General features: G+C 61.5%; 21 protein-coding genes and 1 tRNA gene. 8 read left to right on the top strand and 14 right to left on the bottom strand.

Going from position 1 to position 24743, the window contains the following annotated elements:
* Positions 1-76: 76 nt before the first annotated feature.
* Complete coding sequence (locus tag HZ994_00110) at positions 77-844, bottom strand: hypothetical protein (GenBank protein ID QTN30796.1); 768 nt, start codon at positions 842-844, stop codon at positions 77-79.
* 42 nt (positions 845-886) lie between these two features.
* On the opposite strand from HZ994_00110, the gene nth reads away from it, so the two are divergent.
* Positions 887-1507 carry an endonuclease III gene (gene nth, locus HZ994_00105; GenBank protein ID QTN30795.1) on the top strand — a complete coding sequence of 207 codons (621 nt, stop codon included), beginning with the start codon at positions 887-889 and terminating at the stop codon, positions 1505-1507.
* 3 nt (positions 1508-1510) lie between these two features.
* On the opposite strand, the gene HZ994_00100 is transcribed toward nth, so the two are convergent.
* The 7 genes from HZ994_00100 to HZ994_00070 all read right to left on the bottom strand — a co-directional run bounded on the left by HZ994_00100 (position 1511) and on the right by HZ994_00070 (position 7528).
* Positions 1511-1846, bottom strand: a complete 336-nt coding sequence (locus HZ994_00100) for a divalent-cation tolerance protein CutA (protein QTN30794.1) — start codon at positions 1844-1846, stop codon at positions 1511-1513.
* A 6-nt stretch (positions 1847-1852) separates the two neighbouring features.
* Positions 1853-2935, bottom strand: coding sequence for a Gfo/Idh/MocA family oxidoreductase (locus HZ994_00095; GenBank protein ID QTN30793.1), 1083 nt, complete (start codon positions 2933-2935; stop codon positions 1853-1855).
* 18 nt (positions 2936-2953) lie between these two features.
* A complete protein-coding gene (locus HZ994_00090; GenBank protein QTN30792.1) occupies positions 2954-3997 on the bottom strand; it encodes a sugar phosphate isomerase/epimerase in 1044 nt (347 codons plus the stop codon).
* A 142-nt stretch (positions 3998-4139) separates the two neighbouring features.
* On the bottom strand, positions 4140-4907 hold the full coding sequence (locus HZ994_00085; GenBank protein QTN30791.1) for an aminotransferase class IV: 768 nt from the start codon (positions 4905-4907) through the stop codon (positions 4140-4142).
* A gap of 307 nt (positions 4908-5214) precedes the next feature.
* Entirely contained in the window at positions 5215-6216 is a 1002-nt protein-coding gene (locus HZ994_00080; protein ID QTN30790.1) for a ketoacyl-ACP synthase III, read from the bottom strand.
* A 190-nt stretch (positions 6217-6406) separates the two neighbouring features.
* Positions 6407-7261 carry a class I SAM-dependent methyltransferase gene (locus tag HZ994_00075; GenBank protein ID QTN30789.1) on the bottom strand — a complete coding sequence of 285 codons (855 nt, stop codon included), beginning with the start codon at positions 7259-7261 and terminating at the stop codon, positions 6407-6409.
* Positions 7262-7453: 192 nt separating this feature from the next.
* Positions 7454-7528, bottom strand: a tRNA-Cys gene (locus HZ994_00070).
* Positions 7529-7655: 127 nt separating this feature from the next.
* On the opposite strand from HZ994_00070, the gene uvrA reads away from it, so the two are divergent.
* The 4 genes from uvrA to HZ994_00050 all read left to right on the top strand — a co-directional run bounded on the left by uvrA (position 7656) and on the right by HZ994_00050 (position 15139).
* On the top strand, positions 7656-13259 hold the full coding sequence (gene uvrA / locus HZ994_00065) for an excinuclease ABC subunit UvrA (protein ID QTN30788.1): 5604 nt from the start codon (positions 7656-7658) through the stop codon (positions 13257-13259).
* Between the two features lie 176 nt (positions 13260-13435).
* Positions 13436-14296, top strand: coding sequence for a bile acid:sodium symporter family protein (locus HZ994_00060; protein QTN30787.1), 861 nt, complete (start codon positions 13436-13438; stop codon positions 14294-14296).
* Positions 14297-14362: 66 nt separating this feature from the next.
* Complete coding sequence (locus tag HZ994_00055; GenBank protein QTN30786.1) at positions 14363-14782, top strand: rhodanese-like domain-containing protein; 420 nt, start codon at positions 14363-14365, stop codon at positions 14780-14782.
* A 24-nt stretch (positions 14783-14806) separates the two neighbouring features.
* Positions 14807-15139, top strand: a complete 333-nt coding sequence (locus HZ994_00050) for a hypothetical protein (GenBank protein ID QTN30785.1) — start codon at positions 14807-14809, stop codon at positions 15137-15139.
* Between the two features lie 74 nt (positions 15140-15213).
* Here the strand turns inward: HZ994_00050 and HZ994_00045 are convergent, their stop codons facing one another.
* The 4 genes from HZ994_00045 to HZ994_00030 all read right to left on the bottom strand — a co-directional run bounded on the left by HZ994_00045 (position 15214) and on the right by HZ994_00030 (position 19600).
* On the bottom strand, positions 15214-15837 hold the full coding sequence (locus tag HZ994_00045; protein QTN30784.1) for a L,D-transpeptidase: 624 nt from the start codon (positions 15835-15837) through the stop codon (positions 15214-15216).
* 89 nt (positions 15838-15926) lie between these two features.
* Complete coding sequence (locus HZ994_00040; protein QTN30783.1) at positions 15927-16919, bottom strand: glycosyltransferase; 993 nt, start codon at positions 16917-16919, stop codon at positions 15927-15929.
* A 148-nt stretch (positions 16920-17067) separates the two neighbouring features.
* Positions 17068-18774: a transglycosylase domain-containing protein gene (locus HZ994_00035; GenBank protein QTN30782.1), complete on the bottom strand. Its 1707-nt coding sequence runs from the start codon at positions 18772-18774 to the stop codon at positions 17068-17070.
* 73 nt (positions 18775-18847) lie between these two features.
* Positions 18848-19600, bottom strand: a complete 753-nt coding sequence (locus HZ994_00030) for a DUF1287 domain-containing protein (GenBank protein QTN30781.1) — start codon at positions 19598-19600, stop codon at positions 18848-18850.
* Between the two features lie 132 nt (positions 19601-19732).
* Here HZ994_00030 and HZ994_00025 point away from each other — a divergent pair, with 132 nt between their 5' ends.
* Both HZ994_00025 and HZ994_00020 read left to right on the top strand, forming a co-directional pair.
* On the top strand, positions 19733-20335 hold the full coding sequence (locus HZ994_00025) for a hypothetical protein (GenBank protein ID QTN30780.1): 603 nt from the start codon (positions 19733-19735) through the stop codon (positions 20333-20335).
* A gap of 51 nt (positions 20336-20386) precedes the next feature.
* Complete coding sequence (locus HZ994_00020; GenBank protein QTN30779.1) at positions 20387-21859, top strand: hypothetical protein; 1473 nt, start codon at positions 20387-20389, stop codon at positions 21857-21859.
* A 10-nt stretch (positions 21860-21869) separates the two neighbouring features.
* Here HZ994_00020 and HZ994_00015 read toward each other — a convergent pair whose 3' ends face one another.
* On the bottom strand, positions 21870-22328 hold the full coding sequence (locus HZ994_00015) for a tRNA (cytidine(34)-2'-O)-methyltransferase (GenBank protein ID QTN34279.1): 459 nt from the start codon (positions 22326-22328) through the stop codon (positions 21870-21872).
* A gap of 120 nt (positions 22329-22448) precedes the next feature.
* Between HZ994_00015 and HZ994_00010 the strand changes: the two genes are divergently transcribed.
* On the top strand, positions 22449-23300 hold the full coding sequence (locus HZ994_00010; protein ID QTN30778.1) for a hypothetical protein: 852 nt from the start codon (positions 22449-22451) through the stop codon (positions 23298-23300).
* 15 nt (positions 23301-23315) lie between these two features.
* Here HZ994_00010 and HZ994_00005 read toward each other — a convergent pair whose 3' ends face one another.
* Positions 23316-24743, bottom strand: a complete 1428-nt coding sequence (locus tag HZ994_00005; protein QTN30777.1) for a sulfatase — start codon at positions 24741-24743, stop codon at positions 23316-23318.

Genomic DNA, 24743 nt, shown 5'->3' with positions numbered 1-24743 from the left:
AGGATGGCGCACGTGAAACCGAAAATCCCAGAAAGGGACGCGATTTGGGAAACGTGCGACAGGAGAGGGGCGGCAGTCACCGCGTCCGCACCTTGATTTTTTCGCCCGTCAGCCAGTTGCGCATCACGCCGCTGTCTGCGGTCAGATGGCCGAGCATGCGCCATTTCGACTTCCGCAGCGCCCAGGCATTGTCGCGGTTTTCCTCCACCACCCCTACCTCGTCGGCACCGGATGAGTGGAAGAAATGCATGCCGTCAGAGCGCACGACGATGAAGCCGACATGCGTGTCCAGGCCGAGGAGATAGACCCCCGGCTCCAGGCGTTCCACCCAATCCGCATATTTCGGATAATCCTCCCCCACCCTGAGCATGCAGGAATCGCCGGGAAGGAAAGTACGCAGGATGTTTTCCGAGGGCTGCTGGGCGAGCTTGTAACGGTCCACCCGGAAACCGGCATCCCGGATCACCGTCGAGACATAATAGCCGCATGCGATCCTTTCCTTGCCCGGTTTCTCGGCGGTTCCGTTGAAATCATAGGGGGTTCCGACCCAGCAGCGCATCATTTCCGGGAGGATGATCTCCAGGATCACCCGGGCGTCCTTTTCCACGGCCTGCCTCTGCTCGTCCGTCCTCGCCTTGGCGTATCCCCGGGCGAGCTCTTCCCGCCATCGTTGCAACTCGGCGACAAGCACCTCGTATCTCGCCGTATCCGGCACCGCTTGCTGTTTCCCGGTGAAAAGGATTTGAAAGGTGCCATCCCTTTCGGCCTTCCAGACCCACCACCCGACAGCGACAATCCCGCCGAGCAGGATCGCTGCCAAAACGGCTTTCAGGGCGGGCTTCATGCAGGTAGCTTCGTTGGCAAAGCAGCCCCCATCAATCCCCCAATGCTGAAAAAAGAACGCGCCGCACACATCCACCGGAGGCTTGATGCGCTCTATCCGGAGACCCCGATCCCGCTCGACCACAGCAGCCCCTACACCCTGCTCATTGCCGTGCTGCTCTCCGCCCAGTGCACCGATGCCCGCGTCAACCTGGTCACGCCCGCGCTCTTCGCTCTCGCAGATACGCCGGGGAAAATGATGCATGTGCCGGTGGACGAGATTCGAGCCATCATACGCCCCTGCGGCCTTTCGCCGCGGAAGTCTGCCGCGATTTCCGAACTCTCGAAAATCCTCGTCGAGAAGCACGGTTCGGAAGTTCCGCAAAGCTTCGGGGATCTGGAGGCGCTACCCGGGGTGGGTCACAAGACCGCCTCGGTGGTGATGGCGCAGGCCTTCGGGGTTCCGGCCTTTCCGGTGGACACCCACATCCACCGCCTCGCGAAGCGCTGGAAGCTCACGCAGGGAAAAAACGTCGAGCAGACCGAGCACGACCTGAAGAGACTTTTTCCGCGGGAATCATGGAACAAGCTCCATCTCCAGATCATCTTCTACGGCCGTGAGCACTGCAGCGCCCGCGGCTGCGATGGCAAGAGCTGCCTGCTGTGCCAGGAAATCCGAGCCTGAAAGCTAGTTCCCGCCAAGAGCCCAGCCGAGGTAGCCCGCGTTCACCGCATCCGCCTCAATGCCAAGGATCTCCGGAACCTCATAGGGATGCATTCCCAAAAGGCCTTGCTCAAACTCCGCAAACCCTCCCGCCACGATCTTGAAGATCGCGAGCACCTCGTTTTCTGTCTGCATCTCCCCTTTCCAAAGATACATGGATTCCACCTTGGGGACAAGGTTCACGCAGGCGGCGAGGCCACCGGAGACGAGCGCGCTGCCGATCCTGCGCGCCGCTTCCAGATCGGGAAATGTGCAGAGGACAAGCATCAAGCCGTCCCCTGCATGGCCGTTACCGCCCATGGCCTGTTAGATCGCGACCGGTGCACCCGTTCGCGCGGATTCGTAGAGCGCATCGATGACGAGCATCAGCTTGTGCGCCTGGTCCGGGGTGTTGAAGGGCTTGGCGGCGCCGTTGATCACATCGATGAAGTTGGCCGCGGAGTTGATCCGGCCCATGTCCTCGCAGGCTTCGGTGATGATCGTACGGTTGACGCTGTTGCCGTTTTCCTGGACGTAGAGCTCGCAGGTGTCGATGGCGGTCTCGTCGAGGCCGTCGCGGCCGAAGAGGCGCTCGACTTTTCCACCGGCCTTGGTGCCTTGGAAAACGACGGAAACCTCCTCGCGCTTGACCATTTCCGCCCAGGAAACCTGCAGGCTTAGCACCTGGCCGCTCTTGAAATTCACGAAGCCGTGGACTGCGTTCTCGACATCCGTGGTGCCACCTTCGCGATCCGGGATGCCCCACGGCCCCTTGAAACCGGGATCCTTGATGTGGTCGTTAAAGGTGTTTGCGAGCACGTGGGCCGGCTCCGGGTAGCCCATGAGGTAAAGTGCAAGGTCGATCATGTGCAGGAGGTCGATCGTCGCGCCGCCGCCTGCCATGGCCTTGGTGGTGAACCAACCGCCGAAGCCTGGGATGCCGGTGCGGCGTATCCATTTTGCCTGCGCGGAGTTGATCGTTCCCACCGTGCCGTCATCGACGTATCCCTTCATCGCCTGGGACTCGGGACGGGCGCGGTTGTTGAAGTTGAACATCAGGGTTTTCCCCGAATCCTCCGCCACCCGGATCATCTCCGCGACCTCACCGGCATTCAGGCCGGGGGGCTTTTCGCAGAAAACGTGCTTGTCCGCCTTGAGGCACTGGATGGCCAGCGGGGCGTGGAACTTGTTCGGCACGATGATGCTGACGGCATCCAGCTCGGATGCCTCGGCCAGCATCTTATCCACGGAATCGAAGGTCTTGGGGATCCCCCATTCCTTCGCCGCCTTTTCCGCAGCGCCCGGCGCGGGATCCGCGACGGCAACCATTTCCGCACCGGCTTTCCTGAACCCTTCGGCATGGTATTTCACCATCCAACCGGCACCGATCACTCCAACTTTGACTGACATGATGTACGAGATTCCGGGTTATTGGTTTTTCTTATCGAAAGCCGCGTCAAAGGCGACGTTTGAGCCGGGGAAATCGACGTTGCGGACAAAAGCGGCGGCCTCCGTGGCACCGTGCACGCGATCCATGCGGATGTCCTCCCACTCAACCGAGAGCGGCCCGGCGTATTTGATATCGTTTAGGGCGACGATGATGTCCTCGAACTCGATGTCGCCATGTCCCAGGGAGCGGAAATCCCAGAAGCGGCGGGAATCGCCGAAATCGGTGCTGCCGCCGAACACGCCGACCGAGCCGTCGCCGTGCCCCCACCATGCGTCCTTCATGTGGACGTGGTAGATGCGGGAGCCGAGCTCGCGGATGAACTTGATGTAGTCCACGCCCTGGTAGCCGAGGTGGGAGGGATCGTAGTTGAAGCCGAAGCGCTTGTGGTTTTTCACCGCCTTGAGCGCGCGCTGCGCGGTGGCGATGTCGAAGGCGATTTCCGTCGGGTGCACCTCGAGGGCGAAGTTCACGTTCTCTTTCTCGAAGGCGTCGAGGATGGGGGTGAAGCGTTTCGCGAAATCCTCAAATCCCTTGTCGTAGAATTCCTGGCTGGTGGGCGGGAATGCGTAGAGGCCGTGCCAGATCGAGGAGCCGGTGAAGCCGTTCACGACCGCCGGAAACTCGTCCTTGTTCTTGCGGCCGGGCTTCGCGTTGAAGAAAAGGCGGGCGGCCTTGCCGGTCTTGGTCATCTGCTTGGCGGCGCGCTTGCGGACACCTTCCGGATCGCCGTTGCCCCACACATCCGGCGGCAGGATCGCCTTGTGGCGCTCATCGATGTTGTCGCAGATCGCTTGGCCGACGAGGTGGCTGGAGATTGCGTAGGAAGTGAGGCCGTTGTCGGAAAGAAGCTCCCACTTCTCCTTCACGTAGGATTTTTTGGAAATCGCCTGATCAACGTCGAAGTGATCGCCCCAGCAGGCGAGTTCCAGGCCGTCGTAGCCCATTTCCGCGGCGAGCGGCGCGAGTTTCTCAAGCGGCAGGTCGGCCCATTGGCCGGTGAAAAGTGTGACTGGTCGTGACATAGTTTGGTGGTGGTTGGGTTGCGGGGGGAATGTTGGGTGCGGGGCTTTGGGGGGAAAAGGAAAAAGAGAGGGAATGGGGAAAGCCATTCATCCGGGAGGCTTGGTTTTGCTTGGCCCTGAAGCCGCCTGGAAAGACGCTTCCCTAAGCCATTGCCTCGGCCCAGAGCGAGCGGACGGCATCGAAGAGAGGGTGTTCGGGGAATGTTTTTCCTTGCAGGGCGGAGACGCGCACCGGCCCTTTCACGGAGGAGGTGAGGAACATGGCTTCCGCCTTTTCCAGATCCGCCTTGCGGAGGATGCGCTCCTTGCAGGCGATGCCGTGCTCGGCCGCAAGGCGGATCAGGAGGGCGCGGGTTACCCCGGCGAGGCATCCGCTGTCGAGGCTTGGGGTCGAGATTTCACCCTTTCGGATGAGGAACACGTTGGCCATGGCGGCCTCGCACAGCTCGTCGGCGGTGTTGTAGAACAGCATTTCGCCGAAGCCTTCGAGCCGCGCCATATCGAGGGCGATGAGGTGTTCGGCGTAGTTCCCGGTCTTGATGCCGCGCAACACGCTTTCCCTGTCGCGACGCCACGGAGCAAGGGTCATGCGGATGTCCTGCACCTCTCCATCCACCGGTGCTGCTGTCATCCATGCCCATGCGGTGCCATGATCCGTGCGGTCGAGCGGCCCCGGGCCGAAGCTGAGGGTAAGCCTGATCCGCGCCATGCCTTTTTCGAGGCCGTTGCGCTCAAGGAGCAAAGCCATCGCCTTGCCTAGACCGGCATCATCCAGCGCGATGCTGTTCACTCCGAGACGCTCAAGACCGCTGCGGAGGCGGGCGAGGTGCTCGCGCAGAAGGCGCGGCTTCCCCCCCACCGCAAGCAGTGTCTCGAAAAGGCTGAGGCCGTGGCAGAGGCCGCGATCCAACGGGGAAACCCTGAATTCGCACTCTTCCAAAAATTTCCCGTCACACCAGACAACACCCATGCACCAACTAAGAACGTGGAGGCGGCGACAGGCAAGAACCGAGAACGTCGGATCGAAAACGGCAAAAAAAGAAGCGACCCGACCGATTATCCCCGGGAAAAACCCAAAAACCCAAAGGGACGTTCAGTCGAGCCGCCTTGTCTTGCGACGGCTGTAAGCAACCACGGCTCCGGGGTGTCGTCAACTGGTTTTACGAAAAAAAACAGGAAAAATTCACATCGTTTGTTTCCAACGATTTATGGAAATCCTACCACCGCACCGCAGCCGCGGCCCATGTCAGGCCGGCTCCGAAGACGACAAGCACGATGTTGTCGCCGCGCTTGAAGGCACCGGAGCGATTGGCCTCGTCCAGGGCGATGGCGACGGCGGCGGCTGAGGTGTTGCCGTATTTGTCGAGGTTCACGAAAACGCGGCCTTCCGGGACGGAGAGGCGGTCTGCGATCGCATCGATGATCCGCAGGTTCGCCTGGTGCGGGATCACGCAGGCGATGTCCTCGGGCTGGAGCTTGGCTCGGCTGATCACGGTTTCCGCCGCCTCTTTCATGCGGTTGACCGCGTGCTTGAACACCTCTTTTCCCTGCATGGCGAGGGTGGCGAGGTGGGTGCCTACGTTGTCAGCCGTGATCGGGCAGGCTGAGCCGCCGCCTGGGATGTTGAGAAGGTGGGTGAGGCTCCCGTCGGTGCCCATTTCCGTGGCAAGGATGGAACCCTCTTCCGGTTGTGCGCGGCGCAGGACGGCGGCACCGGCACCATCGCCGAAGAGCACGCAGGTCGTCCTGTCCTCCCAGTTCACGAAGGCGGAGAGTTTTTCCGCGCCGATGATGAGCGCGTTCTCAAAGGCTCCGTCGGCGATCAGGCGCTTGGAGATTTTCATCGCATAGAGGAAGCCGGAACAGGCGGCGGAGATATCGAAGGCGACAGCCCTGCTTGCGCCGATCTGCTGCTGGACGTAGCAGGCGGTGGCGGGCGTGAGGGTATCGGGAGTGATCGTGGCGACGATGATGAGCTGGACATCCGCGGCATCGAGCCCCGCCTGCTCAAGGGCGTTGCGGGCGGCGGCGCTGGCCATGTGGGAGGTGTGCTCGCCATCGGCCGCTATCCTGCGCTCGCGGATGCCGGTGCGGGAAAAAATCCACTCGTCGCTGGTATCCACCCGCTTGGCGAGTTCGTCGTTGGTCATCACCGTTTCCGGCAGGTAACTTCCCGTCCCCGCAATGCATACCTGGTAATTCGTCGCCGCCTCGCTCATGTGCCAATAGCCTTGAATCGCGATGGCGCACAAACAAGCGCCAATTTCCCGCCACCCATCCTCGAAGGGGAAGTCCTGCACAGGTGGGAAGAGCTCATGCGATGTCCCATGACAAGCTCCGGGGCGTAGCTATGCGCCAATAGCTTCCTCCCATCACGTGGAGGCCGGGAATGCTCTATCGGCCCGCCTTTCAAAGCCTCACCGCCCCCAAGCCCAGGAAAAGCGGAAATTGCTCAGCAGCGAGATGTTCGGCCTTGCTGAACGGCCCGCCTCCCTGTGACCTGCGGTGCGAGAACAGTTCCGTGCATTCCGTCACACCCAGTCCGGCCTTGCCCATTTCTGAAATCACTTCCGCCAGCGGCCTGTGATGGAAAACAGTGCACTCCTCGGTACCCAGCCCAGGCCTCGTCTTGATCCCGATCTCCAGCGCCTTTCCATACTTGTCGAGGCGTCGGAACTGGATCTTCTGATCCCCATCCCAACCCCAGTGGCTTTCCTGTGGAATTCTGAAACACGGATGCATCATCACGATCGCAACCCGCCCCCCGGGTTTCAACGCCGCCGCCAGGTTTCTCATAAGTCCCGCCGCGTCCGGCACATCGTGGACTGCCATCACGCAGGCCGCCGCATCAAAGCTACCATCCGCCCAATCCCCCGGCGCACAGGCGTCCGCCACCATGAACGAAACATTTCCTCCGCCACCATGCCGCTGCCGTGCCGCAGCGATCAGCTTGACACTCGCATCCACCCCAAAAACCCGCGACGCACCCGCCCCCAGCAAATGCCTCACCAGGACACCTTGGCCGCAGCAGACATCCACGACCGATTCAGCCCGTTTCACCCGAAGCAAATCCATCACCCCCGGCAAAATGACGTTCTGATGGTAGTCCGAACCATCCGCCCCCACCAGCTTGTCATACCAGCCGGCAACCCCGTCCCAGCCCTGCTCTTTTCCCAGGGACCGTTTTACCGGAAATTTCCCGGCCTCGGTCTTTTTCGGGAAAAAGCCGCCTCCACTCCTGCCATCGCGATCCTTGCGCTCCATGCACGATCCTACTCCCTCAAGCCCACTGGCTGGCGATGAAAATCCACAATCCATTCATGGGCAGCCCACCATGGCACACTTTGCTGACTCGCTGGAAGCAGAGACCGCCCTCGGACGCCCGCTAACGTCTTTCGCTTTTTCCGCTGATTTCCTAACAGCCAGAGTTCGCTACTAAACCATACATCTTCAGGTTGGAGGCGGAGGTGGGAATCGAACCCACGCATGACGGTTTTGCAAACCATTGCCTTACCATTTGGCTACTCCGCCGCTGTTATAAAACGCGGGGCGACTGATTACGCGCTCGACAGCAACCTGTCAACCACCGGATTCCCCGAAAATTCCCAGCAGGCCGCACTTCCGCTGGCGGAGAGGAATTTCAGGCATATCCTGCGCCGTGCCCGGAAAGAAGAAAACACCTGACAAACAACCAGTTATCGCACTCCGCGGCTGCCGCCAGCATAACCTCCGGGGCATCGACCTCGATATCCCGCTCGGGAAACTCACGGTTGTCACCGGCCCATCGGGTTCCGGGAAATCCTCGCTCGCTTTCCACACCCTCTATGCCGAGGGACAGCGGCGCTACGTCGAGACTTTTTCCCCCTACGTCCGGCAATTCTTCGACCGCATGGACAAGCCGCTGGTCGATTCCATCGAGGGCATCCCGCCGGCCATCGCCATCGAGCAGAAAAACCATGTTCGCACCACCCGCTCAACGGTCGGCACACTCACGGAGATCAACGACTACCTCAAGCTCCTCTACGCCCGCCTCGCCATCGGCTACGACCCGAGAACCGGCGAAAAAATCCAGCCCGACTCCCCGGAATCCGCCGCCGAATGGGCGACAGAAAATCTTTCCGGCGAAAACGTCCTGATCACCTTTCCCATCCCGATCCCGTCCGGCACCGAACCGGCCGAACTTTTCCCATTCCTCGGCTCCCAGGGCTACCTCCGAGTCCTCATCAACGGTGAAACCTGCCGCACCGACGAAGCGCCGCCCGCCGACATGCCTCCCCTCCGCGCCGCGATCCTGGTCATCCAGGACAGGCTCAAGGTCACCAAGGCAAACCAATCCCGGCTCCTCGAAGCGCTCGAAGCCGCCTTCCACCTCGGAAAAGGCCACGCCACCATCTCCCACCCGAAAACCCCGCGAACCTTCACCACCACCTGGACCAACCCGAAAACCGGCTTCACCCTCCGCGCCCCGACCCCCGCCCTCTTCTCCTTCAACTCCCCCCTCGGCGCCTGCCCCCAGTGCCGTGGCTTCGGGCGCGTCATCGGGATCGACCTCGAGAAATCCGTCCCCGACCCCTCACTCTCAATCAGGCAGGGAGCCATCAAGCCTTTCCAAGGAGACCGTGGTGAGGAATGCCAGCGCGACCTCGTCCGCAACTGCCGCGAACGCGACATCGACCTCAACACACCGTGGGAGGAGTTCGACAACGACACCCGCGAATGGATCTACTACGGAGACCGTAGGACAAGCACCCCCGAGGAGCTTGAGGAACTCTGGCAATCCGGAGGATGGTACGGAGTCAAAGGCTTCTTCGATTGGCTGGAAACCAAAGCCTATAAGATGCATGTCCGCGTCTTCCTCTCCCGCTACCGCTCCTACACCACCTGCGACGCGTGCCGCGGAAAACGCCTCCAGCCCGAGTCCCTTTGTTTCAAAATCGAAGGAAAATCCCTCCCCGATCTCTGGGCGCTCCCCATCAGCGAACTCCTCCCCTTCTCCTCTTCGCTGCTCACTGATCACTCGGCACCCAGCACTGATTCCACACTCAGGCTCGTCCTCACAGAAATCCAATCCCGCCTCCACTACCTCGACCAGGTCGGACTGGGATACCTCACCCTCGACCGCCAGACCCGCACCCTCTCCGGCGGCGAGGTCGAACGCGTCAACCTCACCACCTGCCTCGGTGCATCCCTCACCGGAACGCTCTTCGTCCTCGACGAGCCTACCGTCGGCCTCCATCCCCGCGACATCGACCGGCTTGTCGGCGTGATGCAAGGCCTGCGCGACAAGGGAAACACCCTCGTTGTCGTCGAGCACGAGCAGACCGTCATGGAGGCCGCCGACAACCTCGTGGACATCGGCCCCGGAGCCGGCCAACACGGCGGCACGGTCATCTTCCACGGCGACGCAAAAGACTCTTCGCTTCTCACTTCTCACTCGGCACTCGGCACGATTCCCTGGCTCAAGGGCGAAAAATCCATCGCCATCCCGAAAAAGCGCCGCAAACCCGGGAAGCAAAAGCTCCAGTTCAAAGGCGCATCCCGCCACAACATCCGCAAGCTTGACGCGGAGATCCCGCTCGGGCTCTTCGTCTGCCTCACCGGCGTTTCCGGATCAGGGAAATCCACCTTCGCCCACGAGATCCTCTACCTGAACATCGCCCGCAAGCTCGGCATCGAGACCAACGAAGATCCTGCACCGCTGAAGGAGATGCTAGGAACCCAGCATCTATGTGGCGTCGAACTCGTGGACCAGACCGCCGTCGCCCGCACCCCGCGCTCCACGCCGGCCGTCTTCCTCGGTGCCTTCGATCCCATCCGCCAGCTCTTCGCCTGCACGGACGACGCGAAGGCGCACGACCTGAAAACCGGCTTCTTCTCGTTCAACTCAGGCGAAGGCCGCTGCGACCGCTGCGCTGGCAACGGCTATGAGAAGGTGGAGATGCAGTTCCTCTCCGACCTCTACGTCACCTGCCCGGATTGCGAAGGGAAGCGCTACAAACCCTCCACCCTCGAATATCTATACAGGGGGAGATCCATCCACGACATCCTCAGCTTCACCGTTACCGAAGCCATCGGATTTTATGAAAACAAAAAGGGCATCCCACCTTCACATGCCAAGCGGCACCACCAGATCATCCAGCTCCTCTCCCCACTCGTCGAGGTCGGCCTCGGTTACCTGAAGCTGGGGCAGGCGCTCAACACACTCTCCGGCGGCGAATCCCAGCGCCTCAAGCTCTGCCAACTGCTCGCCGGTTCATCGGGCGGCAACAAACTCCTCATCCTCGACGAGCCCACCACCGGCCTGCATTTCTCCGACATCGAGAACCTCCTCGCCGTCTTCCAGAAGCTCGTCGATTCCGGCCACTCCCTCCTCGTCATCGAGCACAACCTCGACGTCATCAAATCCGCCGACTGGATCCTAGACCTCGGCCCCGAAGCGGGCAAGAACGGCGGCCAGGTCATCGCCGAAGGCTCACCCGAAACAGTCGCAAAAGCCGACACACCGACCGCCGCCTACCTCCGCAGCGCGTTGAAGGGGCCGCGGGCTTCAGCCCCCGCTTCAAAAGCCCTTCCACTGATCACTGATCACCCGGCACTGATCACTCTCCGGGGCGCCCGCCACCACAACCTCAAGAACATCTCCGTCGACATCCCCCGCGACAAGCTCGTCGTCATCTCCGGCCTCTCCGGATCCGGGAAATCCACCCTCGCATTCGACATCCTCTTCGCCGAAGGCCAGCGCCGCTTCCTCGACAGCATGTCCGCCTACGCCCGCCAGTTCGCGGAGCAACTGGAGAAACCCGAAATCGACCAGCTCCAGGGTCTCCCCCCAACCGTCGCGATCGAGCAGCGCGTCTCCCAGGGCGGCGGCAAATCGACCGTCGCCACGGTCACCGAGCTCTGGAACTTCATCCGCCTTCTCTACTCAAAACTCGGCACCATCCACTGCCCCGACTGCCACGTCCCGGTCGAAAAGCAGTCCCTCGCCGCCATCGAGAAAACGATCCGTGCTGAGATAAAAAAGAGCCCGGTGAAAATCCTCGCCCCCCTCATCCGCGGCAAAAAGGGCTACCACACGGAAATCGCCCAATGGGCCATCAAACAAGGTTTCACCACACTCCTGGTGGACCGTCAGTTCAAGTCCGCGGAGGATTTCACCCGCCTAGAGCGCTTCGTAGAACACGATATCGACGTAGTCGTCGCAGACTCTTCACTTCCCACTTCTCACTCGGCACTCGGCACCCAAATCTCCCGCGCGCTCGAAATCGGCAAAGGCCTAATCAAACTCTTCACCGCCGACAAAAAGTTCACCCTCCTCTCAACCAGCAGCAGCTGCCCTTCCTGCAACCGCTCCTTCGAGGAACTCGATCCCCGCCTGTTCAGCTTCAACTCCCCGCATGGCTGGTGCCGGGTATGCCGGGGGCACGGCAAGATCCCGAAGCGCCACCGCCATCTCGACACCTCCCGCTTCGATTCCGTCCTCGAAGCCGAGCTCGACGCCGACCGCTCGATCGACCGCATGGAGAACGACGAACTCATCGAATGCCCCTCCTGCCACGGCTCGCGCATCAACCCCGTCGGCTCCGCCGTCCAGCTGAATGGGACGGCCATCTCGGAGCTATCCAGCCTTTCCATCAACGAATCCTCCGCCCATTTCAGCAAACTCAAGATCCCCGGCTCCCGCGAAAAGCTCATCGCCCGCGACATCCTCCCAGAGATCAGCCAGCGTCTGAGTTTTCTCCAGGAGGTCGGCCTCGGCTACCTTCACCTCAACCGCTCCGGAAACACCCTCTCCGGCGGCGAGTCCCAGCGCATCCGCCTCGCCGCCCAGCTCGGTTCAAACCTCCGCGGCGTCCTCTACGTCCTCGACGAGCCCACCATCGGCCTCCACCCGCGCGACAACGCCGCACTCCTCAAAACTTTGGTGGCCCTCCGCGACCAAGGCAACTCCCTCATCATCGTGGAGCACGACGAGGATACGATTACGGCTGCCGATCACTTGATCGATCTCGGGCCGGGGGCGGGGCGACTGGGTGGTGAAATCGTTTACGAAGGAAAGCCGCCGCAAGTGCCGAGTGATCAGTCATCAGTGATCAGTGGAAGAGGAAAGAAGCAGAGCACACGGTCTTCACTGATCACTGATCACTCGGCACTTGCCACCTCCCCCACTTACCGCGCCCTCGCCAACCCGATCACCCATCCCATCCGCGGTTCACGCCGCAACATCCCGAAATCCCACCAGTTCCTGAAAATCAAGGGCTGCACCGCCAACAACCTCAAGGATATCGACGCCGCCATCCCCCTCGCCCGCCTCACCGCTCTAACAGGCATTTCCGGTTCCGGGAAATCGACGTTGATGCACCGGTGCATCGCTGCCGCCTTTGACAAGAAGGCGAAGAACAAACCCTTCCGGTACGCCACCGGAAACAAGGACATCAAATCCGTCTACGAGGTCGACCAATCCCCGATCGGGAAAACGTCCCGCTCCTGCCCGGCGACGTATGTGAAAGTCTTCGACCACATCCGCTCCCTCTTCGCCCAGCTTCCCGATTCCCGGATGCGCGGCTTCGACGCCTCGCGCTTTTCCTTCAACACCGATGGCGGCCGCTGCCCCCAATGCAAGGGCAACGGCCGGGTGAAACTGGAGATGGATTTCCTGCCGTCCGCCTGGGTGCATTGCGACGAGTGCGACGGGATGCGCTACAACCCCGCCACCCTCGAGGTCACCTTCCGGGACAAGAACATCGGTGAGGTGCTGGAGATGACCATCGACGAGGCATCCGCCTTCTTCGAATCCCAGCCGCGCATCTCCCACCCCCTGAAACTCATGGCCGACACCGGCCTCGGCTACCTCCAACTCGGCCAAGCCTCCCCCACCCTCTCCGGCGGCGAAGCCCAACGCATCAAGCTCGTCTCCGAGCTCATCAAGGGCCGCGGCATGAAGGCCACCCTCAACAACGCCCAGCTCAAGACACGGAACCTCTACCTCATCGAGGAGCCCACCGTCGGCCTCCACCTGGAGGACGTGAAACGCCTCATCGACATCCTCCACCGCCTCGTGGAAGAGGGCCACACCGTCGTCGTCATCGAGCACCACATGGCCGTCGCCGCCGAGGCCGACTGGATCATAGACATCGGCCCCGAAGCCGGAGAAAACGGTGGGAAGATCGTGGCGCAGGGGACACCGGAGAAGGTGGCGAAATCCAAGACTTCACGCACCGCTCCGTTCCTGAAAAACGCCCTGGAAGGCTACAAGGCATAAGCTTGCCATCCACCCATATTCCTGTGTCGTTGGCTTGCCATGAAAAACCACCGCGGATCTTCCAGATGTCCTGCTGTTGCACCATCTTCATCCTTGTTGGAACCCAGGACAAAGAAGATGCATTGCCTGTGCGCCGTCTCCGGGATAGGAGTGCGACCTAAGAAAACCTGCGCCAAATGATCGTCAAAATTGGACTGCCACTCATCCTTGCTTTCATCATGTTTTCGTTGGGTCTGGGCCTGCGGAAGACGGATTTCACCCGGATCTTGCGGTATCCGAGGGCGTTTTTGACCGGTGCCGCCTGCCAGCTCCTGCTGCTGCCGGCCTTTGCCTTCGGCCTGGTGACGGCATTCTCCTTTCCGCCGGATATCGCGGTGGGCGTTATGATCCTCTCCTTCTGCCCCGGCGGCGTGACCTCCAACGTCCTGACCCGCCTGAGCAATGGCAACACGCCCCTTTCGATTTCCCTCACGGCCGTCACAAGCCTGGCGGCCATCGTCACCGTGCCGGTTCTCGTCGCCCTGAGCGTGGGGCATTTCATGGGGAAGGATGCGCCCGATGTGGATATCCTGGCGCTGGGGATGACGATGTTCCTCATCACTGCGGTGCCGGTGGCGCTGGGGATGCTCGTCACAGCCCTTGCGCCGCAGCTTGTTGCGGGCATCTCCGGCGCGGTTTCCAGGACGGCGATGATCCTGTTTTTCGTCATCATCGTGGCGGCCTTGGCCAGCAACTGGGCGGTTTTTTCCGGCAACCTGCCGAACCTCGGGCCGGCGCTGGTTTTGCTCAACATCGGCATGTTGGCGATAGGCCTTGCAGCCAGCCGTGTCATGGGGCTGGGATCGGAGGATGCCTCAACGGTATCCATCGAGGCGGGCGTGCAGAACGGCACGCTGGGGATTGCGGTCGGATCGCTGGTAGCCCTTGGTTCTTCCGAGGCATTGCCTCCCACCACCGTCCCGTCTGCGGTCTACAGCATCATCATGTATCTGGTCACCATCCCGTTTGTGGTTTGGCGCAGGAGGGTGCGGGGGTAGCGGGCAATCGTTCCGCACTGTGGCATGGGACTTGCGCGGGATTCGAATCAAAGCCATGTTTCCATCATGGGAATCGACAAAATCATCCGCTCCTGCCTGATTGCCTCGCTGCTCATGTTGCCGGCAAGAGGGAATGAAAAAACCGAGCCTCTGCAGATCGACCGTGCGGAGCAGCTTCTCGCCGCGAATGTCCAGTTGATCGATGTTCGGACAAAGGAAGAGTGGGACGAGAGCCATTTGAAAGGCGCGAAGCTGGTAACCGTCACGGAAGACGATTTCCTGGCCAAGGCCGTGCTGGATCCCGAAAAGGAAGTGCTTGTCTATTGCAGGAGCGGCAAACGAAGTGCCATTGCGGCGGAAAAACTGCGGGCGGCGGGATATGCCGTACATGAGATATCCGGCGGGATCACTGCCTGGGTTGAGGCCGGGAAACCGGTGGAAAAGGGCACGCCGCATGATACCGGAAAGCAAGCGGACAAGCCCTAGCTCCAACGGAACCGCCGCAGAGAAATGCGGACAAAAGCATTCTCATCCTCCGGGCTGTGGTTCATGATGGCTGCTACGACCATGTCATTTTCACAGAAAGGCTACAGGACCCTGAACCATCGCGACGTCCAATACCGCTGGCTCATGAAGCAGCGCAACGGCGTAAACGAGGTCTCGATCTACACGAACGCTGCGATCGGTGGCCGGGAACTGATCGCGGAGCTACCCCGCATCGTAAAGCTCTCGCTCGTCGGGGAAGCCATCGATTTTGGCAACGCGAACGGCTGGAATCCAAACGAGGAGGGCGAACCGCTTCGATGCAGGCATTCCCGAAAGGGTTTCTCGTTGGCGGACTGAAGGTTTCCCCGGAATACAAAAAAGCCGCCGGGATCTGGATCTCTATCCCGACGGCTTTTTGAAAATCCGGAAAATCACCGGAAGTCCCACATCTTGCCTTTTTCGTGATCCTCGAAGACCTTGGCGCTCTTCATGTAGGAATCCGGTGGATTGGGCAGCGGGCCGTCATCGAGGCGGGGTAGTTTCGCGCCAATGGTGGAGTCCCATGGCTGGGAGCTGGCGACGTTCACAGGGGTGCCGACGCGGGTCATGTCGAAAACCTTACGGGCGGAATTGAGCGGCATTCGGACGCAGCCGTGGGTGGAGGGATATGGTTTCACAAAACCCCAGTGCATCCCGTATGCGGGGCTGTAGAATGACATCCAGTAGGTCATCGGATAGCCTGCGCCGGGGTTGCTAGCACGGCGGCGGTGGCGTGTCTTTGAGGTGATCCTGAAATTCCCATGGGGCGTGGGCGTGGCGCTTGTGCCGACGCAGACAGGCGTGGCGAGGAGCACTTCATTCCCTTCCGTCACATAGAGTTTACCGGCACCTGTGCTGATGTGGACTTTCACGGCGGAAGGGTTGCCGGGTTTCTTGGCCGGTGGGTCGAAGGAGAAGGCGGTGCCCGAGCTGGAGCTCATGTTCCCGCAGGAACTCAGGAGGATGGCGGCACCGCCAAGGGCGATGGATGCGAGGATACGGATTGGTTGTTTCATGGATTGCTTGGGATGGATTCTTACGCGCCAATATGACGGAAGGCGGACGTTGTTCAATTACGTTCTTTTGGGAGGCGGATATCCGCTTTTCAGCAAACGGCCCAGAAGTCCTCGCCTTCGCGGCGTCCAGCGGAAGCGGCCATTCGGGCAACCGAGTCGCGCGCCCCTTTGAGGCCGACGGCACCCAGCAAGATGCTTTCGCGCCATTTCGAGGCCATCTGCCCGGCTGCGGCCACCCTGGCACCGTGGATACACTGACCGACACGCGCCGGATTCACATCGAAGAACCCTTTCACCTCCACCCCCTCGCCAAGGAGATCCAGCGCGAGCCGTTTGCCGATCGGCCCGGCGCCTGCGATGACGATGCCGTTCTCGCGGACGCCTGGGAGGATTTTCAGATGGTGCGCCCGCATGCGGCTTCTTGCCACGCTGCCATAACGGGGATCGCGCCGGGTCAGGCGCCCCGGTGAGTCCCTCCATTGGAATAGGATTTCCGGCACCCTTGCGAAGCGGCAGCCTGCCGCGAAAAGCCTGAGCCAGAGATCATGATCCTCCGCCCATGGGGTATCGTGATAGCCGCCCACGCGCCGCATCCAATCCATGCGCACCAGCGCCGTGGGGTTGATGACCGGGGACTCCACAAAGCGGCAGCGCGCCATCGCATCGTGATCGGCCAGGCTGTTCGTCCAATCGACGTAGCGCCTCATGCCGTCTCCCTTGCAGCCGATGGATTCCACCCCGCAAGTCACCACCCCCACACTTTCATCCGCAGCCTTGAGCTGTTCGCCGATGCGCCGTGGCAGCGAGATATCATCCGCATCCATCCGCGCGAACCATTCACCACAGGCCAAGCCAAGCCCTGTCGCCGTGGCTGCCACGACGCCGCAGGGAAGCCGGTTGCGAACCAGCCTGAACCTGGTGTCGCCGATCCCGGCCAGGGACGCGGCGGAGCCGTCTCGGGAGCCGTCATCCACGGCGATGAGCTCGATGTCGCGGAATTCCTGCCGCAGGATGCTGCGGACGGCATCCGCCAGGGTCACCACCGCGTCGCGGAAAGGAAGAACGACAGAGACAAGCGGCATATCCGGTTCTCGTGCAGCCGGGATGACTTTGCACTTCCAAAAGCGAGCGATGCCCTCTTATCGCTGAAGTGGAAAATGCCGGCTGGTGGATGTTATGCTGCGGGAATGCGACCGAATGCCAGCCTGCGGGAAAACATCGTGCAGGGAGCTAGTTTCCGAGCCGCTCGACGAATTCATCGAGGAGTGCGTTGAGCCTTGCCTCGCCGGCGATGCGGGTCGGCGTATCGAAGCCGATCCAGATTGCGGTGGAACCGCTGGGGCCGAGGCGCAATGTCCAGGCGTCGCGCTCAGATCCTGTCGCGCCGGTGAAACAGCGTGTTCCGGAGCGGTTTTTCAGCACTCGGACGGATTCCGCCGCAGCCTCCTTGCTGAGTGCCTGGGTTACGGACGGGCGGGCATTGTAGATCGTCTTCCCATCGGCATCCGCGATTCGTGAAATGAGGTATGGTTTGGGCTTTTTCCCGCCGTTGCCGAGGGTAGCCAGCCCGACGGACATTTCCATGGGAGTGGCGGCCACAGCGCCCCGGAAAAGGTCTTCCGTATCGAGGAAGGGGCCTGAAAACCCGCAGCGTTTCGCCAGCCTTTGCACCTCCGCCGGGCCGATCTGCCTGCCGGTCTGGACAGGCTTGCCGGGAAGGACGAGTTTCCCCCTTTCTGCCGCGGCGGCGGCGACGAAAGGCTCGAAGGCGGAGCCGAGATCGCGCTGGGAGCGGGTGCGATCGTAACGCGAGTCGGCGAAGTCCCGGCCACCGATCAATGCGAGCACGGCTCCGGTTTTCGTCTCGGTGGTGACGGCGGCAAACTGGAGGTATCCGGCCTCCGTTCCAGGCTCATGCGCCGAGTGGCTTGGGTGGGGCCAGCCCTTCTCGGCTTCCAGCGCGGAGACGGCGCGGGCGAGTTCCGATTCGAGCCGAGCCTGCCAGCCTGCATCGAGTGTGGTGTGGACTCTCAGGCCCGAGGACGTGATCTGTTCCTGCGCCATCACCTGCTCCAGCCTGGCTTTCACCTGCCGGACGGCATAGGAGGCACGGTTTTCCGAAGCGGTGCCCTTCACCAGGCGGATCTCGATCACCCTGACTGCATCCGCCCTCTCGCGGGTGATGAAGCCCGCATCCACCATGCGGGAGAGGGTCTGGTCGCGCTGCTCCTCGGCGGCATCCAGATCGCGGAGCGGGGAGAAGATATGCGGTCCGCGGATGATGCCGACGAGCATGGCGCACTCGCCGGGATTGAGCTGGGAAACGGTTTTCCCGAAGTAGGTGCGGGCCGCCTGCTCCACGCCGTAGGCACCGGAGCCGAAGTAGATGCGGTTCAGGTAGCTGGTGAGGATCTCGTCCTTTGAGTAACGGGCTTCGATCCTTAGGGTCAGCGCGATCTCCAGCGCCTTGCGATGCAGGGACTTGGCGCGCATGTCGTAGGTGTTGCGGGCGAGCTGCATCGTCAGCGTGGAGGCACCCTGGGTGAAATCCCTGTCCTTCACGTTGCGTACGGTGGCGCGGGCAAGGCCCCGGAAATCAACCCCGCCGTGTTCGAAAAACCGGGCATCCTCTCGGGCGGCGAGCGCCTCGACCATGAATTCCGGGATCTCGCCGCGGGAGACGATGCGCCTGCCTGTGGCTCCCGGAGCATCGATTTCCTTGCCATACCGGTCATAAAGCACGATGCCTCCGGGCAACTTCGCGATCTCCGCGAGGTCGAACCTCGAGGAAATGGTGAAATAGAAGAAGGCCAGCCCAAGGAGGATCAGTGCGGCCGCAATGGAAAGCTGGAAAAGGATGACAAAGGGGGCATGGAGCCATGACGGGAGCCACCGTTTCCAAAGTGGGGTTTTCGCAATGGGTCGCCAGGTTGACATCGTTCCAAGTATCGTCCGGCGTGGACGGAATCACACAAAGCCTGGATCACCAACACCAAAGCGCCGGGCTGGCTCACTCGGCGGGGTAACGGAAATGGCCGAGGATCTGGTATTGGAAGACCGCTTCCTCCCATTTCACGCCACCGCCTGCGGGATGATGAACGATCCACGGCGCATCCCCGGAGCCGACAGGGCCGGGGACGACGATGCCGACATGCATGTCCGCAGCATTGGCGAGAGCCCAGACGACGACATCGCCGGGCTTGTATCCGGAGGGGTCGCTGTTGGTGGAAAGTGTCTGACCCTTGCGGCTGAAGAAGCGATGGAGGTTCTGGACGCGGCGGTGATCGATGTTCGCGTCCGGACCCTGGGCGGCCCAGAGCTGGGGATAGACGCGGAAATGCCTTGCCATGTCGTCCTGGATTTCCTGCTGGAGATCGATGCCGAGCTTGCGGTAGCAGCGGACGACGAGATCCGCAGCGACCCCCTTGTTGGCCGGAACATCGCCGCCGGGGCTGGGGATTTTATAGTAGGCTGGATCGTAACTGACCGGGGTGCCGGAGTAGCGCAGCGCCTCTGCGGCAAGGCTGTTCCCGAAGCCACCCGCATCCTTGAGCTGGGACACGATGACCTCCGCGTCTTCGCCGGATGGACCCTTGTCCGCCGCGAATGCGCCGCCGATGAGCGGCTTGCCGAAGAAGATCCCGGCGCCCACCGCAATGGCCACGATTACCCAGCCACCGAAGAAATTCTGCCGTTTCGGCTTCTGCGGGCGCGGGCCGATGTATTCAATGGCGCTGTAATATCCTGAGCGGGGGCGAGACATTTTTAAAAAAACTTGACCTGAGATAAGCAAAGCGGATTCCGGATGGCGATGAAAATATCCGCCTCGGATGATTTTTTCATACGCGTCAATGGCTGCTGGCTTTTCAACGGAATCCGTAGTGAAACATCTGTCATGCAACTTTTCACCACGGAGACACGGCTGGAATGGGGCTCCCTCGATCTGCCGCTGATGGGCATATCCACGGATTGGGACAGGCGGGCGCTGATTCCTCCTGCGGGCTTCGCGCTGGCGGCGGATGCTGAGAAGGTTTGGTTCGTGGCGACAAGGCAGGCACCCGCGAAGATGCATCCCGGGGCGGCACCAGGCGCATTCACCCCGGAGCTTTGGAAGCATGATGTCGCGGAGCTTTTCATCGCAGACGCTGACGGCGGTGCCTACCTGGAGCTCAACCTCGCGGCAAACGGAGCCTGGTGGGCGTGCCAGTTCGAGACGGCAAGGAAACCGTCGGAGCGGCAGCCGGATTTCGCTGCCGCGATCAAGACTTACCATGACGACGCCGACCCAGCATCGTGGCTGGCCGCGCTGTGCATGCCGCTGGACTTCCTCAGGGAGCAGATCCGCTTCGGGCTCGGCAGCCGGGCGAACGCAGCCTTCATCCTGAACTCGCCGGCGCAGACGTTCCATACGGCGGCGAGGCTTCCGGGTGATGCGCCGGACTTCCATCAGCCGAAGTTTTTCCCGCGCCTGATCCCGCGCAAGATGACATTGAACTGACCCGAGCTTACGGCTTGGCGCGACCGCACAAACCATTAGGATTTCCGCGGAATGAACCGCTTCCAGATCGAAGACATCGCCGGGCAGGACAAGCACGGGATCGTTTACCGCGCGCATGACAGTGAATCCGGAAAGACCGTGTCGCTGCGCAGGTTCCTGCCGTTCGGGCAGGAAGGTGGGGGCTTGGAAAAGGACGAGGCGGAAGCTTTCGGGATCGCATCCATGCGGCTAGCGGACGTTTCCCATATCGCCTTGCGTTCCGTCATCACAGGCTCCGTGGATCCCATCGACGGCATCCCCTTCCTGGTTACCGAGTGGGTGGAAGGCATGCCCCTGAATGAAATCCTCGCGGGCGAAAAGCTGGATCCGGCTCTGGTCATCGACGTCCTGCGCATCGCGCTGGAGGTCTCCATCGTGATCTCGCACGTGCTCGGCGAGGAGGCGGTGTGGGTGGAGACGGAAGTCGATTCCATCATCATTGGGACGAGGGAGAGCGGACGGGGCTTCACTTTCTGGATCTCGCCCTTCAAGTGGCTGGGAGCCGAGTTCGAAACGCGCAAGCTTTCCTCCATCGTGAACCTTGGCGAGGAACTCACGGGCTGGAAGAGAAAGCTGGTCAGCGACCATGCTGGCCATGGGCTGGGCGGATGGCTGAAGTGGCTGAAAAACAATCCCGACGCACGGCTGGCCGAAGCCCTGCAAATGCTGGCGGAATCCACAGGCAACGAGCCGCCTCCCGCCGAGGAGGTGCTCGTCGCGCGGGCGACGGATCCACAGAGCTTCAAGGTGAAGGAGCCATCCTCGGGCAAGCCGCTGATTTTTGCGGCGCTGGTGTCGCTGCTGGTGATCGGCAGCGCACTTCTGTACCTGCACAAGACGGCCAAGCCCCCGCAGATCGCGGCGGACTACAGCGAGCAGGAAATATCTCCGGTGATCGAAAGGAAATCGGCTCCGGTGAATGCCAGCGAGACCGTGCCTGCGCCAGACTCTGCACCACCGGTTCCTGAGGTGCCAAAGGAGCCTGCGGCTGCGGAACAGGCGAAGCAGGACAGCGCTGCTGACCGCGCGAATGCGCTTGCGAAAAAACTCAGCGAGGAAGCCGCCGCACGCGACAAGGCGCTTGGTTTCACGCCGCCAGGCTCTGCGACTCCTGCGAAACCTGCGACTCCTCCCGCCACACCTGCGACTCCTCCCGCCGTGGGGGGAAAAATTTTCACGCCGGCAGACCGCGAGCTATGGAAGGGCATCAAGGTGAATTCCACGGTGAAACTCCGTGGAACCATCCGCGGCCTGGGAAGCTCTTCCACGGGGAAGAGCATCTACCTTTTTTTCGCCGATCCGCCGGATCCGGAGCAACTTGTCGTGGTCATCCACCAATCTGATTTCCAAGGCTTTTTCCGGCCACAGACCTTTGCCCCATTCGTCGGCAAGGAGGTTATCATCAGCGGCAGATGTTTCAAGGAACCCGGCGGGCGGATATGCGCAAAGATCAAGGCGCTCGATCACATCAGGCTGGTGAAGTGAAGCCATGTTGTCACCAGTCCGGCGATTGCTGGCGGATTGCCTCGAACAGCACGATCGCAACAGCGGTGGAAAGGTTCAGGCTACGGGTGCCACCCGGGGACATCGGGATGCGCAGAGCGGAATCGCCGGCGGCTGCGAGCGTTTCCACGGGCAGCCCCTTGGTCTCTTTCCCGAAGATCAGGAAATCGCCGGGCGAGAACCGCACCGCCCAATGGGCTTTGCCGGCCTTGGTGGAGAGGAACCACCTCCCCTTCCCTTCCATGGCGCACTCCAGTTGGGGGAAATTTTCCCACACTCGCAAATCGACATCCTTCCAGTAATCGAGGCCGGTGCGCCTGACATATTTGTCATCGAGGGAAAATCCCATGGGCTTCACCAGATGCAGGGTGGAGCCGGTGGCCAGGGCGAGACGGCCCGCCGCACCGGCGTTATGCGGGATTTCCGGCTCCACGAGGACGATGTTGAACATGCCTTCCCATAGGTGCCTGCGGGCGTGCTGTCCATACTTCCCACAGAGGCTCATCGGGCTCCGGTATCTGCAATGTATGGGCTTGCGGTCTGATGCGGCGCACGGCTAACATACATAGGTATGACAAACCCTCATGAGGTTGACACCAAGGATCCGATCGCCGTTGCGGAGGAGCTGAAGGGGCTTTTTAGGGAAGATGAAGGGAAGGACAGCATCACCCTGATCGACCATGCGGTCGGGGATGTTGTGAGCATGTTCGGGGGCGGCTGGCCGGGATACCAGCCCATCGACATGGAGTACCATGACCTCGACCACACGCTGCAGGTCACCGTCTGCATGGCGCACATGCTGGACGGGTATCGCAGGGAGGGGGGCAAGCCCGCTCTCGGTGTGCGGGACCGCGAACTGGCACTGCTTGCTGCCTTGCTGCATGACACCGGCTTTCTCAAGCAAGAGGGGGATCTTTCCGGCACGGGTGCGAAGTACACTTTCATCCATGAGAAACGCAGCTGCGCCTTCGCCAGGAAATATCTGCAAGGAATGGGGATCACGGAAACGGAGATCGGGGACATCTGCTCCGCGGTGATGTGCACCGGGCCGAGGAACCGCATCGGGAACGTCGCCTTCCGCAGCGCTGAGGCGCGGCAGGTCGCACTTTTCCTGGTGACGGCGGACTACCTTGCACAGATGAGCGCTGCGGATTACCTGGAGAAGCTGCCTTTGCTCTACCTTGAGTTCGTGGAGGCCTATGGGCACGAGGGAATCCCACCGGAAGATCGCCCGTTCCAAAGCCTCGGCGGCCTGCTTGAGGCCACCCCGGGATTCTGGAGGGATTACGTCCTGCCGCTGCTCGACGGCGAGGCGGAGGCGGTCTACCGCTACCTATCGCCCAAGGGCATCGCCAACCCTTACCTGCAATCAATAGACGAAAACATCGGCGAGCTGGAGCGGAGGCTCAAGGAACAGGTCTGAACGGGAAAAACCGCATCATTTCCCACTGCGCCTGCCCGCCTTGGGCCTGGTGCGATCCGCCGGGATGCCTTCCTTCGCGGCATCGTAGGTGGCGGGATCGAATGCGGGGTTCGGGACTGGGAGAACCGCCTCGGTTCTTTCAAGGAATCCTGCGATGAGGGCATCCATCGCCGAGACCCTTTCGGGCTCGACTGCCGCGAGATCGTTTTTCTCCCCGATGTCCTCCGTAAGGTGAAAAAGTTTCCAGCGGTGTGCGCCGTTCTCGCCGCCGTGGAAGATCCGGATCAGCTTCCAATCGCCGGTGATCACAGCGCAAGAGGGAGGCAGCCAATCCGGCACCGGCGGATCATGCGGGAAGTAGCTGAAAATCGCCTCGCGGGTGAGCCTCCCGCCTTCCAGAGCCGGGGTGATATCGATCCCGTCGAAGGCCTGCCCGGGCGGCACCTTGATCCCGAGGGATTTCACGAAGGTGGGGTAGAAATCGCAGCCCTGCACGATCTCATCGCTCCGCGATCCCTTTTCCACCAGGCCCGGCCATGCGACGACCATTGGCACGCGGATGCCGCCCTCGTAAATCGTTGCCTTGCCGCCGCGCAGGGGTGTGTTGCTCGTCGGCGTGCTTCCATCCACCTCGTCGTACATGTTCCCGCCGTTGTCGGAGTAGAACACGATGACGGTGTTGTCGGCGATGCCAAGCCTCTCCACGGCATCCAGCAGCGTGCCGACGGCATCGTCCATGCTCTCGATCATCGCCGCATAGGTCGGGCTGCGCTGGACGGATTGCGGATCGGCCTTTGCTCGGTATTTCTCGATGAGCGCCTTCTTCGCATCAAATGGTGCGTGCACGCTGAACATCCAGTAGTTGAGGAAAAACGGCACGTCCCTTTGCTTTTCCATGAAGCTCACGGCCTCCGCCGCCATCCTGTCCTCGATGTGCTGGTTCGGCACGCCGGGATCCGGATCAAAGTCCTTGAATTTCCATGGCGCGACGAAGCTGCCCGCCGGACCCGGCCCGGGCCAATGCGGAATGTCCACATCGAATCCGTGCTGCAGCGGCGAGTAAGGCTGGGGGCCGAGGTGCCACTTCCCGAAGTGGGCTGTCACGTATCCGGATGCCCGGAACGCCTCCGCCATGGTGTAATACCGCGGGGCGAGACGTGTCACCACACCGGGCGAGACCGATTTCTTGTTCGGTGCCGCCTTGGCCCCTGGTTTTGCCTCCGTCACAACCTGCGGCAGGTGGCATTGCGGGGCGGTGATGCCGGTGCGCGCCGGGCTGAGTCCGGTGAGGACGGCAGAGCGTGTCGGCGAGCACAGAGGGCTGTCCGAGTAGGCTCGGTTGAAGACCATCCCGCGCTTTGCGAGGCGGTCGATGTTCGGGGTTTTGTAAAATCCGGTGTGACCGTAAAGCACGGTATCCGCCCAGCCGAGATCGTCCGCCAT

This window comes from Akkermansiaceae bacterium, from assembly GCA_017798145.1.
Taxonomy (GTDB): Bacteria; Verrucomicrobiota; Verrucomicrobiia; order Verrucomicrobiales; family Akkermansiaceae; genus Luteolibacter.
Note: the sequence above shows the minus strand (reverse complement) of the source record. Positions and strands in the feature narration are given on the sequence as shown.

What these genes read in the sequence shown, in the direction of transcription:
- HZ994_00030 (QTN30781.1), bottom strand. Translation starts at nt 19,600, where the DNA reads ATGTCTCGCCCCCGCTCAGGATATTACAGCGCCATTGAATACATCGGC.
- HZ994_00055 (QTN30786.1), top strand. Translation starts at nt 14,363, where the DNA reads ATGGGAATCGACAAAATCATCCGCTCCTGCCTGATTGCCTCGCTGCTC.
- HZ994_00045 (QTN30784.1), bottom strand. Translation starts at nt 15,837, where the DNA reads ATGAAACAACCAATCCGTATCCTCGCATCCATCGCCCTTGGCGGTGCC.
- HZ994_00040 (QTN30783.1), bottom strand. Translation starts at nt 16,919, where the DNA reads ATGCCGCTTGTCTCTGTCGTTCTTCCTTTCCGCGACGCGGTGGTGACC.
- HZ994_00095 (QTN30793.1), bottom strand. Translation starts at nt 2,935, where the DNA reads ATGTCAGTCAAAGTTGGAGTGATCGGTGCCGGTTGGATGGTGAAATAC.
- HZ994_00010 (QTN30778.1), top strand. Translation starts at nt 22,449, where the DNA reads ATGACAAACCCTCATGAGGTTGACACCAAGGATCCGATCGCCGTTGCG.
- nth (QTN30795.1), top strand. Translation starts at nt 887, where the DNA reads ATGCTGAAAAAAGAACGCGCCGCACACATCCACCGGAGGCTTGATGCG.
- HZ994_00075 (QTN30789.1), bottom strand. Translation starts at nt 7,261, where the DNA reads ATGGAGCGCAAGGATCGCGATGGCAGGAGTGGAGGCGGCTTTTTCCCG.
- HZ994_00015 (QTN34279.1), bottom strand. Translation starts at nt 22,328, where the DNA reads ATGTTCAACATCGTCCTCGTGGAGCCGGAAATCCCGCATAACGCCGGT.
- HZ994_00035 (QTN30782.1), bottom strand. Translation starts at nt 18,774, where the DNA reads ATGTCAACCTGGCGACCCATTGCGAAAACCCCACTTTGGAAACGGTGG.
- HZ994_00025 (QTN30780.1), top strand. Translation starts at nt 19,733, where the DNA reads ATGCAACTTTTCACCACGGAGACACGGCTGGAATGGGGCTCCCTCGAT.
- HZ994_00090 (QTN30792.1), bottom strand. Translation starts at nt 3,997, where the DNA reads ATGTCACGACCAGTCACACTTTTCACCGGCCAATGGGCCGACCTGCCG.
- HZ994_00005 (QTN30777.1), bottom strand. Translation starts at nt 24,743, where the DNA reads ATGGCGGACGATCTCGGCTGGGCGGATACCGTGCTTTACGGTCACACC.
- HZ994_00060 (QTN30787.1), top strand. Translation starts at nt 13,436, where the DNA reads ATGATCGTCAAAATTGGACTGCCACTCATCCTTGCTTTCATCATGTTT.
- HZ994_00110 (QTN30796.1), bottom strand. Translation starts at nt 844, where the DNA reads ATGAAGCCCGCCCTGAAAGCCGTTTTGGCAGCGATCCTGCTCGGCGGG.
- HZ994_00080 (QTN30790.1), bottom strand. Translation starts at nt 6,216, where the DNA reads ATGAGCGAGGCGGCGACGAATTACCAGGTATGCATTGCGGGGACGGGA.
- HZ994_00050 (QTN30785.1), top strand. Translation starts at nt 14,807, where the DNA reads ATGCGGACAAAAGCATTCTCATCCTCCGGGCTGTGGTTCATGATGGCT.
- HZ994_00020 (QTN30779.1), top strand. Translation starts at nt 20,387, where the DNA reads ATGAACCGCTTCCAGATCGAAGACATCGCCGGGCAGGACAAGCACGGG.
- HZ994_00100 (QTN30794.1), bottom strand. Translation starts at nt 1,846, where the DNA reads ATGGGCGGTAACGGCCATGCAGGGGACGGCTTGATGCTTGTCCTCTGC.